The 13,541-nt window shown below is 64.0% G+C and carries 13 protein-coding genes, 1 tRNA gene and 1 pseudogene; 4 read left to right on the forward strand and 11 right to left on the reverse strand.

Translation table 11 applies throughout. The features are described 5' to 3' along the window. Nucleotides 1-312: pseudogene (locus tag BFL28_RS05275) on the reverse strand (transposase); the annotation flags it as partial. 56 nt (nucleotides 313-368) lie between these two features. Then, nucleotides 369-1,136 (reverse strand): hypothetical protein, encoded by a 768-nt coding sequence (locus tag BFL28_RS20690; RefSeq protein ID WP_131818607.1) that lies wholly within the window; start codon nucleotides 1,134-1,136, stop codon nucleotides 369-371. A 299-nt stretch (nucleotides 1,137-1,435) separates the two neighbouring features. Between BFL28_RS20690 and acnA the strand changes: the two genes are divergently transcribed. From acnA to BFL28_RS05290, 3 genes are all read left to right on the forward strand, one after another. Further along, complete coding sequence (acnA, locus tag BFL28_RS05280) at nucleotides 1,436-4,108, forward strand: aconitate hydratase AcnA (protein WP_069319575.1); 2,673 nt, start codon at nucleotides 1,436-1,438, stop codon at nucleotides 4,106-4,108. A gap of 66 nt (nucleotides 4,109-4,174) precedes the next feature. Further along, nucleotides 4,175-4,549 (forward strand): putative quinol monooxygenase, encoded by a 375-nt coding sequence (locus BFL28_RS05285; protein WP_338152239.1) that lies wholly within the window; start codon nucleotides 4,175-4,177, stop codon nucleotides 4,547-4,549. Continuing rightward, nucleotides 4,546-4,908 (forward strand): hypothetical protein, encoded by a 363-nt coding sequence (locus BFL28_RS05290; RefSeq protein WP_069319576.1) that lies wholly within the window; start codon nucleotides 4,546-4,548, stop codon nucleotides 4,906-4,908. Before BFL28_RS05285 ends, BFL28_RS05290 begins: the two co-directional genes overlap by 4 nt. Here the strand turns inward: BFL28_RS05290 and BFL28_RS05295 are convergent, their stop codons facing one another. From BFL28_RS05295 to BFL28_RS05330, 8 genes are all read right to left on the reverse strand, one after another. Continuing rightward, nucleotides 4,909-5,520 (reverse strand): glutathione S-transferase family protein, encoded by a 612-nt coding sequence (locus BFL28_RS05295; protein WP_277620990.1) that lies wholly within the window; start codon nucleotides 5,518-5,520, stop codon nucleotides 4,909-4,911. Nucleotides 5,521-5,585: 65 nt separating this feature from the next. Then, entirely contained in the window at nucleotides 5,586-6,437 is an 852-nt protein-coding gene (locus tag BFL28_RS05300; protein ID WP_069319577.1) for a dienelactone hydrolase family protein, read from the reverse strand. A 38-nt stretch (nucleotides 6,438-6,475) separates the two neighbouring features. After that, nucleotides 6,476-7,582 carry an MBL fold metallo-hydrolase gene (locus BFL28_RS05305; RefSeq protein ID WP_069319578.1) on the reverse strand — a complete coding sequence of 369 codons (1,107 nt, stop codon included), beginning with the start codon at nucleotides 7,580-7,582 and terminating at the stop codon, nucleotides 6,476-6,478. A 90-nt stretch (nucleotides 7,583-7,672) separates the two neighbouring features. After that, nucleotides 7,673-8,332 carry a DUF1013 domain-containing protein gene (locus tag BFL28_RS05310; RefSeq protein ID WP_069319579.1) on the reverse strand — a complete coding sequence of 220 codons (660 nt, stop codon included), beginning with the start codon at nucleotides 8,330-8,332 and terminating at the stop codon, nucleotides 7,673-7,675. A gap of 114 nt (nucleotides 8,333-8,446) precedes the next feature. Next, nucleotides 8,447-8,523, reverse strand: a tRNA-Met gene (locus BFL28_RS05315). A 51-nt stretch (nucleotides 8,524-8,574) separates the two neighbouring features. Further along, nucleotides 8,575-9,048: a 2'-5' RNA ligase family protein gene (locus BFL28_RS05320; RefSeq protein WP_069319808.1), complete on the reverse strand. Its 474-nt coding sequence runs from the start codon at nucleotides 9,046-9,048 to the stop codon at nucleotides 8,575-8,577. 38 nt (nucleotides 9,049-9,086) lie between these two features. Beyond that, complete coding sequence (locus BFL28_RS05325) at nucleotides 9,087-11,045, reverse strand: potassium transporter Kup (RefSeq protein ID WP_069319580.1); 1,959 nt, start codon at nucleotides 11,043-11,045, stop codon at nucleotides 9,087-9,089. Between the two features lie 121 nt (nucleotides 11,046-11,166). Beyond that, complete coding sequence (locus tag BFL28_RS05330; RefSeq protein WP_069319581.1) at nucleotides 11,167-11,634, reverse strand: Lrp/AsnC family transcriptional regulator; 468 nt, start codon at nucleotides 11,632-11,634, stop codon at nucleotides 11,167-11,169. Between the two features lie 137 nt (nucleotides 11,635-11,771). On the opposite strand from BFL28_RS05330, the gene ald reads away from it, so the two are divergent. Continuing rightward, nucleotides 11,772-12,878 (forward strand): alanine dehydrogenase, encoded by a 1,107-nt coding sequence (gene ald / locus BFL28_RS05335; protein ID WP_069319582.1) that lies wholly within the window; start codon nucleotides 11,772-11,774, stop codon nucleotides 12,876-12,878. A gap of 62 nt (nucleotides 12,879-12,940) precedes the next feature. Here ald and BFL28_RS05340 read toward each other — a convergent pair whose 3' ends face one another. Then, complete coding sequence (locus tag BFL28_RS05340) at nucleotides 12,941-13,357, reverse strand: hypothetical protein (protein ID WP_069319583.1); 417 nt, start codon at nucleotides 13,355-13,357, stop codon at nucleotides 12,941-12,943. Nucleotides 13,358-13,541: the final 184 nt, after the last annotated feature.

Consider the following 13,541-nt stretch of genomic DNA (forward strand, 5'->3'; position numbering starts at 1 on the left):
ACGTCGCCTGGAGATGCGCGACTGCTTGCCGCTTCGCGGCGGGCGCTACCATTTTTTTGACAGCAGATCCTTCAGACCCGCATTGTCGAGCATCGTGTCCGCGAGCAGCCGCTTGAGCCGTGCGTTCTCCTCCTCTAGCGCTCGAAGCCGCTTCGCGTCGGATACCTCCAACCCGCCATACTTGGCCTTCCACGCGTAGTACGTCGCGCTCGCCATGCCGTGCTTGCGGCACAGCTCCGTCACCACCGCACCCGCCTCAGCCTCCTTCAGGATGCCAATAATCTGCTCTTCCGAAAACTGCTTCCGCTTCATCTGTCCGTCCCTTGTAGGGGCCGGTCTCTAGTTCCAACTGGATGAAGAAACGGGGGTCACGTCACCACCTCGCCGATCCGGCCTGATAGAAACTGCCGCGCGGCACGTATATCGTCAGCGGACAACAAAAGAGCGGCACGTGAAGCAGCGATAGCAGCGTTTACGTCAATTAGTTTGAGGTCCGCCTCCAACGCGGCCGCCTGTCTAGCGCGCATCTCTCGATTGTCTACCGTAAGATAACCAGTCAGCCAATCTCCCAGCCGATGGGGATATGAGGCCTTGGGATTGAGCCCTGATTGAGTCCAATTTGGACCGGTGAACGCGTAACCATGGTCAATAAGCCATGCCTCAGCACCCGATCCAAAAAGGAGATTTCCCGCGTGACGATCGACGTTCGCGATCCAAGCATCGAAACCATATAGTCGCCCCAGAGGCGGCCAAGCGGTCAAGGCGGCGAGTAGCCGAGCACGTCCGGGAATATCCCGCGTATATCTAAAGACAACACTAGGAACGCTTACATCAACGCTCGCCAAAACCAGCCGACTACCACTGGCTGTAAGAGGCCCATGGACCGCCGGCAGATCCGCAGGGTTTGCGCTTGCTAGAACGAGGTCAGGGATCGGGAGCGCAAGATACCGGGCAAGTACAAACGAGATCATCTCGTTAGCCATTTCCTTGGCTTCTACATCTTTGATGATCGCGTTCGCAGTGGATAAGTCACTACGCAGAACTTGTCCACGATAGGTTTCGCTTACGTTGCCTTCATTGAAGGCCAGTGCTCCCGGCAAGACCGTGGCAAGCTCGATCTCAGGTACAATTGCCACTCGCTGCCCCCGCCCACTACCGTTCGATGCTATCCAGTCCGCAACGAAGGAGCAAGCGGCTGCAAATGGAGGTTTATCTGAAGCGGTGGCTTTACTGGGGATCTCTGCGCTCGGCATAATCGACACCGCGTGTTCTGAGTGGCCTTAGCGTCTCCACACCCTTCCCCCCCCGCCCTCACCCTGCTATCGGCCCCCTCGAATCTTCGCATTCGCAGCACCGGCGCGTCCCGTGCGGCCTTCCGCCGCAATCCCCCACGCCGCTCCGGCGCGACAACAGACTGGGAAAGGGACCCGCGAACATGACAGCCATTGGCCAGGACAGCCTCGGAACGCGCGACACGCTCGACGTGGGCGGCAAGCAATACGCTTATTACAGCCTCTCCAAGGCCGCGGCCAAGCTTGGCGATGTTTCCCGCCTCCCCTTCTCGATGAAGGTCCTGCTCGAAAACATGCTGCGGTTCGAGGATGGCGTCACGGTCACCCCGGCCGACGCGCAGGCGATCGTCGACTGGCAGAACAACCCGCGCGCGCCTGAGCGTGAGATCCAGTATCGCCCCGCGCGCGTGCTGATGCAGGATTTCACCGGCGTCCCCTGCGTGGTCGATCTGGCCGCGATGCGCGACGCGATGAACGCGCTCGGCGCCGATGCGTCGAAGATCAACCCGCAGGTTCCCGTCCACCTCGTCATCGACCACTCGGTCATGGTCGACGAATTCGGCACGCCCCAGGCGTTCGAAGACAACGTCGAGCTGGAATATCAGCGCAACATGGAGCGCTACGACTTCCTGAAATGGGGCTCGAAGTCGCTCGACAACTTCAAGGTCGTGCCCCCGGGCACCGGCATCTGCCACCAGGTGAACCTTGAGAATATCGCGCAGGCGGTCTGGTCCTCGACCGGCCCGGACGGCGTCGCCGTCGCCTATCCCGACACCTGCGTCGGCACCGACAGCCACACGACGATGATCAACGGCCTGGGCGTGCTCGGCTGGGGCGTGGGCGGGATCGAGGCTGAGGCCGCGATGCTCGGCCAGCCCGTCTCGATGCTCATTCCCGAAGTCATCGGCTTCAAGTTCACCGGCGAGCTGGCCGAGGGCATCACCGCCACCGACCTCGTGCTCACCTGCACCCAGATGCTGCGCGCCAAGGGCGTGGTCGGCCGCTTCGTCGAATATTTCGGCCCGGGCCTCGCCTCATTGAGCCTCGCCGACCGCGCAACGCTCGCCAACATGGCGCCCGAATATGGCGCGACCTGCGGCTTCTTCGGCATCGACGACAAGACGCTCGATTACATGCGCCTCACCGGCCGCAGCGAAGAGAATGTCGCGCTGGTCGAAGCCTATGCCAAGGCGCAGGGCTTCTGGCTCGACCCGAATGCCGAACCGGTGTTCACCGACGTGCTCGAACTCGACCTCTCGACCGTTCAGCCGTCGCTCGCCGGCCCCAAGCGCCCGCAGGACAAGGTGCTGCTCGGCTCGGTCGACGACGTGTTCAACAACGACTTGAGCAAGGTCTATCACAAGGACGAGCCGGTCCGCGTCGCGGTCGAGAATCGCGACCACGACATCGGCGACGGCGACGTGGTCATCGCCGCGATCACCTCGTGCACCAACACCTCGAACCCCAGCGTGCTGGTCGCCGCCGGCCTCGTCGCCAAGAAGGCGGTCGAAAAGGGCCTGAAGCCAAAGCCCTGGGTCAAGACCTCGCTCGCGCCCGGGTCGCAGGTCGTGACCGATTATCTGGAGAAGGCCGGGCTTCAGGATTATCTGAACCAGGTCGGCTTCAACCTCGTCGGCTATGGCTGCACCACCTGCATCGGCAATTCGGGTCCGCTGGCCGAGCCGATTTCGGCCGCGATCAACAACAACGACATCGTTGCCGCGTCGGTCCTCTCGGGCAACCGCAACTTCGAAGGGCGCGTGTCGCCTGACGTGCGTGCCAATTTCCTCGCCTCGCCGCCGCTGGTCGTCGCCTATGCGCTCAAGGGCACGGTGGTTCAGGATTTCATCGCGACCCCGATCGGCACCGGCTCGGATGGTGAAGCGGTGTATCTGAAGGACATCTGGCCTTCGAACGACGAAGTCCGCTCGGTCATGGACGGCGCGGTCACGCGCGACATGTTCGTCACCCGCTACGCGACCGTGTTCACCGGCGACGAGCGCTGGCAGGCGATCGATGTCACGGGTTCGGACACTTATCAGTGGCGCGCCGGTTCGACCTATGTCGCCAACCCCCCGTATTTTGAGGGGCTGACGATGGAGCCGGCACCGATCGCCGACATCATCGAGGCAAAGCCGCTGGCGATCTTCGGCGATTCGATCACCACCGACCACATCTCGCCCGCCGGCTCGATCAAGGCGACCTCGCCCGCGGGCAAGTGGCTGCAGGAGCATCAGGTTTCGCAGGCCGACTTCAACAGCTACGGCGCGCGTCGCGGCCATCACGAAGTCATGATGCGCGGCACCTTCGCCAACATCCGCATCAAGAACCTGATGCTCGATGGCGTCGAGGGCGGCATGACGAAGTATGACGGCGAAGTCATGCCGATCTACGACGCGGCGATGCGGCACAAGGCGGACGGCACGCCGCTCGTCGTCATCGGCGGCAAGGAATACGGCACCGGCTCCTCGCGCGACTGGGCGGCCAAGGGCACGAACCTGCTGGGCGTTCGCGCCGTGATCGTCGAATCCTTCGAACGCATCCACCGCAGCAACTTGGTCGGCATGGGCGTATTGCCATTGCAGTTCGCTGAGGGCGTGAACCGCGAAACCCTAAACCTGAAGGGCGATGAAACCTTTACAATTCAAGGGGTTGCAGGTCTCCGCCCGCGTCAGGACGTCGAGGTAACGCTCGTCCGCGCCGACGGCACCACCGAAACCTTCCCAACCCGCTGCCGCATCGATACCGTCAACGAACTGGAATATTTCCTGAATGGCGGCATCCTTCAGTACGTGTTGCGCAACCTGGCGAAGTAGACGGCGCCACGACGCTGCCGACCCGATCGGCGGCGTCGTGCCCGACGGATGAATGGGAGAATTGCGGTGCCCGATCGTCGCGCGGTACTGGGCATGGCGGGCGCAGCAGCGGTGCTGCCGAGAGCGGCGCTCGCCGCAACGCCCCCGGCGATGTACGGTGTCATGGGCAAGATGAAGGCGCAGCCGGGCAAGCGCGCCGATCTCGTCGCGATCCTGCTCGACGCGACTGCCGACATGCCCGGATGCCGCAGCTACATCGTCGCGGAGGATCTGAACGATGCCGACGCGATCTGGATCACCGAAGTGTGGGATGACGAGGCAAGCCACAAGGCGTCGCTAACGCTGCCCGACGTGAAGGCCGCAATTACAAAAGCAAGGCCGCTGATCGCCGGGTTCGAAAGCCAGACGATTACGCGTGTGCTCGGCGGGACCGGGCTATGAGCCGCACCGCCCATCTGCTTCTCGCCGCAGCGTTCGTCGCCACGCCCGCAGCCGCCGAGCGCTGGCGTGAGATGCCCGGTGCGCCCAATGCACGGCTCGCCATCGATCTCGACAGCATCAGACGCGAAGGGCCGTGGCGCGTGTTCCGCACCCGCACCACGGTGCCCGGGCTGAAGGGCACGATCATCGGCACCGTCGCGATGGACTGCAAGGCGGGCATCACCGAACTGCGCGCGCAGCGCGGCTATGCCGAAGGCGTCCTGAAACGTGAGCGTGTATTCCCGTCGGGCAAGCGCCCGCGTCAGAAGCTGCCCAACCCTGCCGCCGACCCCGCCTTCAAGATCGTCTGCGCGGCCTGATCAGGCCGCGGCGAGCATCGCATCGTCCTTTGCCGCCGCACGGATCGACGCTTCGCGCGAGGTGACCCGCTCGACGAACTTCGCAAAGACGCCACGCTGCGGGATCGAACCGAATTGCAGCCCCCAGGCAAGGTGCGCCCCGACATAGAGATCGGCGGCCGTAAAATGGTCGGCGGCAAGCCAGCCCGCGCCAGCACCCGCGATCAGTGTCTCCAGCGTGTCGATCGTACGATCAAAATCGCCGAAACCCAGCATTCCCTGCTTTGCAGGATCCGCAATCTCCCATCCCATGGCGCGGCTCGTCACCGCCTGCTCGAGCGGCCCGGCTGCGAAGAACAGCGCACGATAATAGGCACCCCGCGCACCGCCGGGCGGCGCAAGCCTCGCCTCCGGGAAAGCATCTGCGAGATAGGCGCAGATCGCGGCGCACTCGGTCACCACCACGCCGTCATGCACGATCGTGGGCACCTTCCCCATCGGATTGACGGCCACGAACGCTGCATCCTTTGCCGTCCAATCGACCCGCACAACATCATAGTCCGCGCCAGTCTCCTCCAGCATCCAGCGCGCGATGCGCCCCCGCGACATCGGATTGGTATAGAGCGTCAACACCGTCGTTCTCCCCTGCGCCGTCCGGAACAAACATCGAACGATTCAGCGTCTCGGTCAAGCCGTCGTCACAGGTTATCGGTAAGCAGCGCCAGCAAGCGGGTCCACGCCTGTTCCGCCGCCGCCTGATCATATGCGGGGCTGTCAGGCATGCACCAGCCGTGATTGGCCGGGTAAACCGAGATCTCGGCCGGCAGCTTGGCCTGCGCAAAGGCCGTACGGACCAGTTCCTTTTCACCGGGATTCCGCTCGTCGTCATTCTTCGCGACCGCGAACTGGAAAGCCGCCTTCATACGCGATACCAGCAAATGCGGGCTGTCGGGCTGGTCGGTGGCGAGGCCGCCGCCATGGAACGATGCTCCCGCCTTGACGCGATCCGGAACCGCCGCCGCCGTTCGCATGGCGAAAGGTCCACCCATGCAATAGCCCGTCGTCGCGACGCCGCGCTTGGCATTGGTTTCCTGCTGCCGATCGAGCCAGGCGATGCTTGCCACGGCGTCGCGCGTGATTGCTTCGGGCGTCAGCAACGCGCGCCATGGCCCGATCTTCTCGCGCACCGACGGCGTGCCGAAACTCTCGCCCTCCTTCAGGAACTGACCTTTTACCGAGCGATAAAAGGGGTTGATCGTCAGCACGGCATAACCCGATTGTGCCAGGCGATCGGCCATCTGCCGTGCCGCCGGACGGATGCCCAAGATATCTGGCCAGATCAGGACTGAAGGATGCTTGCCGCTGGCCGGTGCGACGAAATAGCCGTCAGCCGTACCGTCCGCCGTCGCATAGCTGACGTCGCGCCCCCGCACCGACTTGGCATTCGCGGGTGCAGGCAGCAATGCGGCAATCGCCGCCGCACGGGCCAGCGTGCCGAAGTCGCGGCGGGACAGCCTGGCATTGTCGGCTTCGGTCAAATCATCGCACATGGAATTACGCTCCTGTATCCCCTGAGCGTGAAGCTATCTCACGCGGCGCGGTACCACCAGACGCCATCGCGATCCTCGCGCATGGCCCGTCCCTCGACTTCCAGCCGCCGCAGATGCGCCAGCGTCTCGCCACTCGCCAGGCCCAACATGTCACCCTCGATCTTGCGGCGGAACATGCGTCCGAAGCAATCGACGGCTCGGCGCGGTTGGGCAAGATGTGCGTGGAGTTGATCGAGCCGCATGCGATGCTCGTCACGCAGGGCGATCAAGCGAAGGTGCAGGCCCACAAACGGGTCGCCATGCGAAGGCAGCACCAGCAGATCGTCGGGCAGCAGCAACAGCCGCTCGATCGATGCCAGCCATTCGCCAAGGGGATCTGCCTCGGGCTCGATCAGTCCGAGCGAAACGTTGGAACTGATACGGGGCAGGACCTGATCGCCCGAAATCAGCAGGCCATCGGCTGCATTGAGCAAACAGGCGTGTTCGGGGCAGTGGCCCGAGCCGATGACGACGAGCCATTCCCGGCCACCGATCGCAATCCGTTCACCGTCCGTGATGCGGCGATAACTCATCGGCAAAGGCGCGACGGCGCGCGCCATTCGGGCAAAGCCACCGGCCGCCGCCGCTTCGATCTGCGCCTCACTCCATCCGGCCGCCCGCCAAAATGCGCGTTGCTCCTCGGGCACTTCGTCACGCATGTCGCTCGTCAGCAGCCGCACGGTCAGCCACTCACCCCGCGTCATCCATAACCGAGCGTCAAACTTGCGCGCCAGCCAGCCCGCCATTCCGACATGATCGGGATGGAAGTGCGTGCAGATCACGCGGCCGATCGGTCGATCCGCAAGTGGCGCGGCATCGAACAGCATCCGCCAGGCATCGGCACAGGCTGGCGTGTTCAGACCGGTGTCGACCACGCTCGTCCGCGTACCGTCGGCGATCAGCCAGCAATTGATGTGCCCCAGCGAGCCAGGGAGCGGAAGCCGCAGCCAATGGACCGCGTCGCCTATCGCGATTGCCTCGCCAGTCGCAGGTCCCTGACCGCCGAAAGGATAAACCAGCCCGCGATGATGGGTCGCATCGATCCCGCTACGTTGAGCCAGCGAGACGTCCGGCGAGACCGGTAGAGCAGCGTCCGGCGTATCCATGTCATACGCAATGACGGCGCAAGGAGCCGTTGTCGACCCCTCGCGCCGTCACGATACTCGATAATCGAAAGAAGCGAGTTTCGTAGAGGCTCAGTTCTTGAATGGATTTTCGAAACCGAAATCCGCTCCGCTCTCGCCGGGGTCACGGGCAGCGGCGTCGCGCTCGGCGCGGAGCTGCTCGATCAGCGCCTCGCGATCGCCTTCCAGACGCGTGTCGACTGGCGCTTCGATGCCGGCGGCCTTGGCCGCCTTCGACACCGCCGCATCCAGCTCGCGCTGGCTCGTCAGGCCGAGCGTCACCGGGTCCTTGGGGACGATGTTGGCGATGTTCCAATGGCTGCGATCGCGGATCGCGGCGATGGTGTTGCGGGTGGTGCCGATCAGCTTGCCGATCGCACCGTCCGAGATTTCCGGATGGTTGCGAATGATCCAGGCGATGCCGTCCGGCTTGTCCTGGCGCTTGCTGACCGGAGTGTAGCGCGGCCCCTTGGTGCGGCGCACCTGCTCGGGACCCTTGCTCATCTTCAGGCGATAATCGGGGTCGGCCTGACCCTTCTCGATCTCGTCCATCGTCAGCTCGTGCGCGCGAACGGGATCGCGGCCGGTCAGCTTGGTCGCGGCGGTATCGTCGGCGATCGCCTGGACCTCCAGGATGTGGAGCCCGCAAAAGTCGGCGATCTGCTCGAACGAGAGCGCGGTGTTGTCGACCAGCCAGGAAGCGGTCGCGTGCGGCATGAGCGGCTGGGCCACGTCATCTTCTCCAGAAACAACAAGGGCCGCCCTCATCGGGCGGCCTGACTGCGCCGATCTAGGCGCGTGCGCCGCCAGAGGCAAGCGCCAAGAACTCACACGAACCGTTTAGGGTGGTAGCGGAGGAGGGACTTGAACCCCCGACCCCAGGATTATGATTCCCGTGCTCTAACCAACTGAGCTACTCCGCCATGTCCCGGCGGTCCGTGGAGCGGCGCACATAAGTGGCGTTCCGCAAACGGTCAAGCGAACATGTGCCGTGAAATCGGCTCCCACGGCCCGCCGCGATACCACCACGCCGCAAGGCCCGCGATCTCAACCTCGCGCGGCCGGAAATCGCTCGACAGCGTCACCAGCAACAGCTTGGCCACCGCCGGCGCGACCTTGTTCTGGATCGTCACATGCGGGCGCCAGCCACCGGCATCCTGCGGCGTCAGCACGCCGCCGAACGCCTCGCACAGATCGCGGCGGATCGCGGCCAGCCCGGGCGATTCGATCTTCACCGCGACTCCGCGCCCCAGCGACATCAGTCCCGCCGCTCGCGCGACGGGCGCTCGCTGCCCGCGCGTCGCTTCGCTCAGCCTGCGCTTCAGTTCATCCTCGATCGATGGCGGCAGATGATGGAACAGCGTCAGATGCGCGTCGAGCACGTTGCGCTCGGGCGGGAAATGCGCCCGGCGCAATGCATCGAACTCGGCCTGGTCGCGCCGGCCCATCAGCGCCGTGACGATGATCGGAGCAGGAACGCCCACGCCTAGATTTCGACCTGGCTGCCCAGCTCCACGACGCGGTTCGTCGGCAGGCGGAAGAACTCCATCGCGCTTTCCGCATTGCGCAGCATCCACGCGAACAGCTTTTCGCGCCAGATCTTCATCCCCGGTCTCTCCGAGGGCAGCAGCGTCTGGCGCGAGAGGAAGAAACTGGTGTCCATCATGTTGAACACGCCCCCGCACGCCGTTCCGCACGCTCCTGCTTCCTTGAGTGCGGCAGGCACGTCGGCCTCCTGCATGAAGCCGTAATACATGAGCATCCGGTGGAACCCCTGCCCCAGGTCATCCAGCTTCACCCGCTTTTCGTCGGGCACATAGGGCACATCGGCGATCTTGACGGTCAGCAGGATCACGCGCTCGTGCAGCACCTTGTTGTGCTTGAGGTTGTGGAGCAGCGCGTGCGGCACCCCATCGGGCGTCGAGGTCATGAAGACCGCCGTGCCCGGCACGCGGGTCGCCGAATTGGCGGCGGACTGGATGAACACCTTGATCGGCATCGCTCCCTCACGCATCCGCTCCACCATCAGGCGGCGCCCCTTGGCCCAGGTGGTCAACAGCGTGAAGATGACGACGCCCGCCAGCAAGGGGAACCAGCCGCCGTCGGGAACCTTGGTCAGATTGGCGCTGAAATAAGCCAGATCGATCAGGAAGAAGATCGCGAGCAGCGGCACCGCATAGCGCTTCTTCCACTTCCACAAGCTGAAGAGCACCACCGCCAACAGGCAGTTGTCGATCAGCATCGCGCCGGTGACCGCGATGCCGTAGGCCGCGGTCAGGTTGGACGATGTCTGGAACGTCAGCACCAGCAGGATGATCGCGACCATCAGCGCCCAGTTGAGCAACGGGATATAGATCTGTCCGGCCGTATCGGCGCTGGTATGTGCGATTCGCAGGCGCGGGATGAAGCCAAGCTGGATGCCCTGTTGCGTGACCGAGAAGGCGCCGGTGATCACCGCCTGCGACGCGATGATCGCCGCCATCGTCGCCAAGCCCACCAGCGGCAGCCGCAGCCATTCAGGCGCCAGCATGAAGAAAGGGCTTTCCAGCGCGCTGGCGTCGCGCATCAGCAGCGCGCCCTGCCCCATATAGTTGCACATCAGCGCCGGCAGTACGAACCACAGCCACGAGATACGGATCGGCCTGCGCCCGAAATGGCCCATATCGGCATAAAGCGCTTCGGCGCCGGTAACCGCGAGCACGATCGAACCTAGCGCCAGGAATGCGGCGAACCCATCGGTCAGGAAGAAGCGGCCAGCATGGATCGGCGACAGGGCCCACAGGATCTCCGGCGTCTGCGCCGCGCTCAGCACGCCCAGCACTGCGATCGTCGCGAAATAGAGGAGCATGATCGGCCCGAACAGCGCGCCGACCCGCTCGGTCCCGGTGCGCTGGATCGAAAAGAGGATGACCAGCAGCGCGATCGAGATCGGCAGGATCCAGCCGGCAAAGGCCGGCGCCGCCACCGCGATCCCCTCCACCGCCGATAGCACCGAGACTGCCGGCGTGATCATCGAGTCGCCATAGAAGAGTGACGTCGCGAACACGCCCAGGATGACGATCCCCGCCGTCCAGCGCTTTTGCCCGCTGGCGCTGTTGATCAGTGCCAGCAGCGCCAGGCTACCGCCCTCACCCTTGTTGTCGGCGCGCATGATGATGGTGACATATTTGATCGTAACGATCAGCAGCATCGACCAGAACATCAGGCTGATCACGCCCAGGATGTGCGGCGCGTCCAGCGGCAGGCGATACTCGGGGTGATGCGTGGCGCTGAAGGTCTCGCGAAACGCATAGAGCGGGCTGGTGCCGATATCGCCGAACACGATGCCGATCGCGCCCACCACCAGCTTGGCAATGGCCTTGTCTCGGCCATGCGGATGTTGCTGGTCGGGGGTGGCAGTGTTCGAGTCGGTCGCCGGCTCGGGGCTTCCGTGGGGGGCGCTCACAGGCGGTCTTTGCGATCCGTGGCGAGCAATGCGGTGGTCATGATGACCGGCTACCTGTCCGTTGATACGGCGGCGCAGTTAGCATGTGCAACATGCCCCCGCAATAAGCCTGCTCGATGGCTCAGCGCGCGTTAAACAGCGCATCGGCCTCGCTCTTGGTCGGCACCGCGCGCAATACGAAGCTGGAACTGATTTTCACCACCCCGGGTAGCCGCCCCATCTCCTCGCGATGCAGCCGCTCGTAATCGTCCAGGTCGCGGCATAGCACTTTCAGGCGATAGTCGTAGCTCCCCGACACGAGCGCACATTCGACGATGCCGTCGATCTCGGCGACCGCAGCCTCGAACCGCGCAAGATCCTCCCCCACCTCAGTCCCGAGCGTGATATCGACCATCGCCGTCACGCTGAAGCCGAGCCGGCGCAGGCCCAGCCGCGCCGTATAGCCCTGGATGTGGCCAGAAGCTTCGAGCGCCTGGATGCGGCGCGTGCAGGCCGATTGCGATAGCCCCACCTCGCCCGCAATATGGCTGACGGGCGATCGCCCATCCATGGACAGGCATTTCAGGATACCGGCGTCGATTCTATCCATCGCGCATGGATATGTTAAAAGCAGGAGTTATCCAGAACAAATCTGCACCAGCGATGCAGCTGATGCAGATATTTGCAGAGATCAGCGGCAACCTTCCGGGCTATTCCGCTTTCACAATATAAGATTGGAGAGAGTTCATGCGCGTCGGCGTGCCCAAGGAAATCAAGAACCACGAATATCGCGTCGGACTGACCCCGCCGCTGGTCGCCGAACTGACCGCTGCCGGACATGAAGTGATCGTGGAAACCCGCGCCGGCTCAGGCATCGACTTCGAGGACAGCGACTACACCGCCGCCGGCGCACGCATCGTCGCCAGCCCTGCCGAAGTGTTCGCACAATCCGACATGATCGTGAAAGTGAAGGAGCCGCAGCCGCAGGAAGTGGCGATGCTGGAGCCGCGTCACACGCTCTTCACCTATCTTCACCTCGCTCCCGATCCTGAACAGGCCAAGGGACTGATCGCCTCCGGCGCGACGTGCATCGCTTATGAGACGGTGACCGCCGCCGACCGGACCTTGCCGTTGCTCAAGCCGATGAGCGAAGTCGCCGGCCGCATGTCGGTTCAGGTCGGCGCGCACTATCTCGAAAAGGAACAGGGTGGCCGCGGTGTGCTGCTGGGCGGCGTGCCCGGCGTTGCGCCGGCGCGCGTGGCGATCCTGGGCGGCGGCGTGTCCGGCATCAACGCGGCGCAGATGGCAACCGGCCTGCGCGCCGACGTGACGATCTACGACATCAACAACACGCGCCTCGCCGAACTCGACATGCATTTCGGAAGCCAGATCAAGACCGCCTATGCTAGCAAGGCTGCAATCGCCGCGGCGGTCAGGAACGCGCACCTTGTGATCGGCGCCGTGCTCGTCCCCGGCGCAGCGGCGCCCAAGCTGGTGACGCGCGAGATGCTCAAGACGATGAAGCGCGGCTCTGTGCTGGTCGATATCGCGATCGATCAGGGCGGGTGTTTCGAGACGAGCCACGCGACCACGCACGAAGACCCCGTCTACGAAGTCGATGGCGTCATCCACTATTGCGTCGCCAACATGCCCGGCGCGGTGGCGCGGACCAGCACCTTCGCGCTCAACAATGCGACATTGCCGTTCGTGATGAAGCTGGCCAACATGGGTGCAGAGGCGGCGATGGCCGCCGATCCCCACCTCGCCAATGGCCTCAACGTCTATCGCGGCAACATCACCTACCAGGCCGTCGCCGAAGCGCTCGGCCTGCCGTTCAAGGCCTGGACGCCCTGAGCAAGTCCGCTTGACGCCTTCTGCCCGCCGCTGCCCTGATTGGCGCGGCGGGCTACGGGGTCTCAGTCGATTGCAGTCAGCCAGGTTTCCGCCGCATTGGGCGAGAGGAAGATGTTCTGATTGTCGGTCAGCGTGCGGCGCAGTTGCATCTTGAGCAGACTCGATTCCACGACCAGCGCAACCCGATCGCCCGGACGATACAGCGCCTGGTTGCCGAGCCGCAGACGCTCGGCCACTTCCTGCGTGCGCACTGGCGCATGGCGCAGATCAGCCAGCACGCGGACCTTGCCATGTCGCAGCCGAAGCGTGCGGACGATCTCGCCCAGCCGGGCCAGATACCGGTCAACCTCTTCGACGCATTGCACGGCCACCCGGCCAACGCGAAGGACATTCAGTCGTTCGTCCAGAGCGATCTCGTAGAGCCCAGGTTCGGACGCCAGAATTTCGACTTGCGCAACGGCGTTCGCAACCGGTGTCATAGACCCTCCCCACGATTTTCTGTCCTTCGCCAGCTGCCTTTAGTGACGGATGGTTAAGGATGATTGAGCGCGTGCTTTCCAGCGCCGACCCGGATTTTCTTGCGTTTGCCGCCCTCCCCCGCTAAGGCGCGCCCCGTCCAGCGAGCGGGTGCTCGCGGAGGGCAGCGCGCGGGCGTGAAGTCCA

This window comes from Sphingomonas turrisvirgatae (assembly GCF_001721295.1).
GTDB lineage: Bacteria > Pseudomonadota > Alphaproteobacteria > Sphingomonadales > Sphingomonadaceae > Sphingomonas > Sphingomonas turrisvirgatae.

What these genes read in the sequence shown, in the direction of transcription:
- acnA (WP_069319575.1), top strand. Translation starts at nt 1,436, where the DNA reads ATGACAGCCATTGGCCAGGACAGCCTCGGAACGCGCGACACGCTCGAC.
- BFL28_RS05290 (WP_069319576.1), top strand. Translation starts at nt 4,546, where the DNA reads ATGAGCCGCACCGCCCATCTGCTTCTCGCCGCAGCGTTCGTCGCCACG.
- BFL28_RS05300 (WP_069319577.1), bottom strand. Translation starts at nt 6,437, where the DNA reads ATGTGCGATGATTTGACCGAAGCCGACAATGCCAGGCTGTCCCGCCGC.
- BFL28_RS05305 (WP_069319578.1), bottom strand. Translation starts at nt 7,582, where the DNA reads ATGGATACGCCGGACGCTGCTCTACCGGTCTCGCCGGACGTCTCGCTG.
- BFL28_RS05320 (WP_069319808.1), bottom strand. Translation starts at nt 9,048, where the DNA reads ATGGGCCGGCGCGACCAGGCCGAGTTCGATGCATTGCGCCGGGCGCAT.
- BFL28_RS05330 (WP_069319581.1), bottom strand. Translation starts at nt 11,634, where the DNA reads ATGGATAGAATCGACGCCGGTATCCTGAAATGCCTGTCCATGGATGGG.
- ald (WP_069319582.1), top strand. Translation starts at nt 11,772, where the DNA reads ATGCGCGTCGGCGTGCCCAAGGAAATCAAGAACCACGAATATCGCGTC.
- BFL28_RS05340 (WP_069319583.1), bottom strand. Translation starts at nt 13,357, where the DNA reads ATGACACCGGTTGCGAACGCCGTTGCGCAAGTCGAAATTCTGGCGTCC.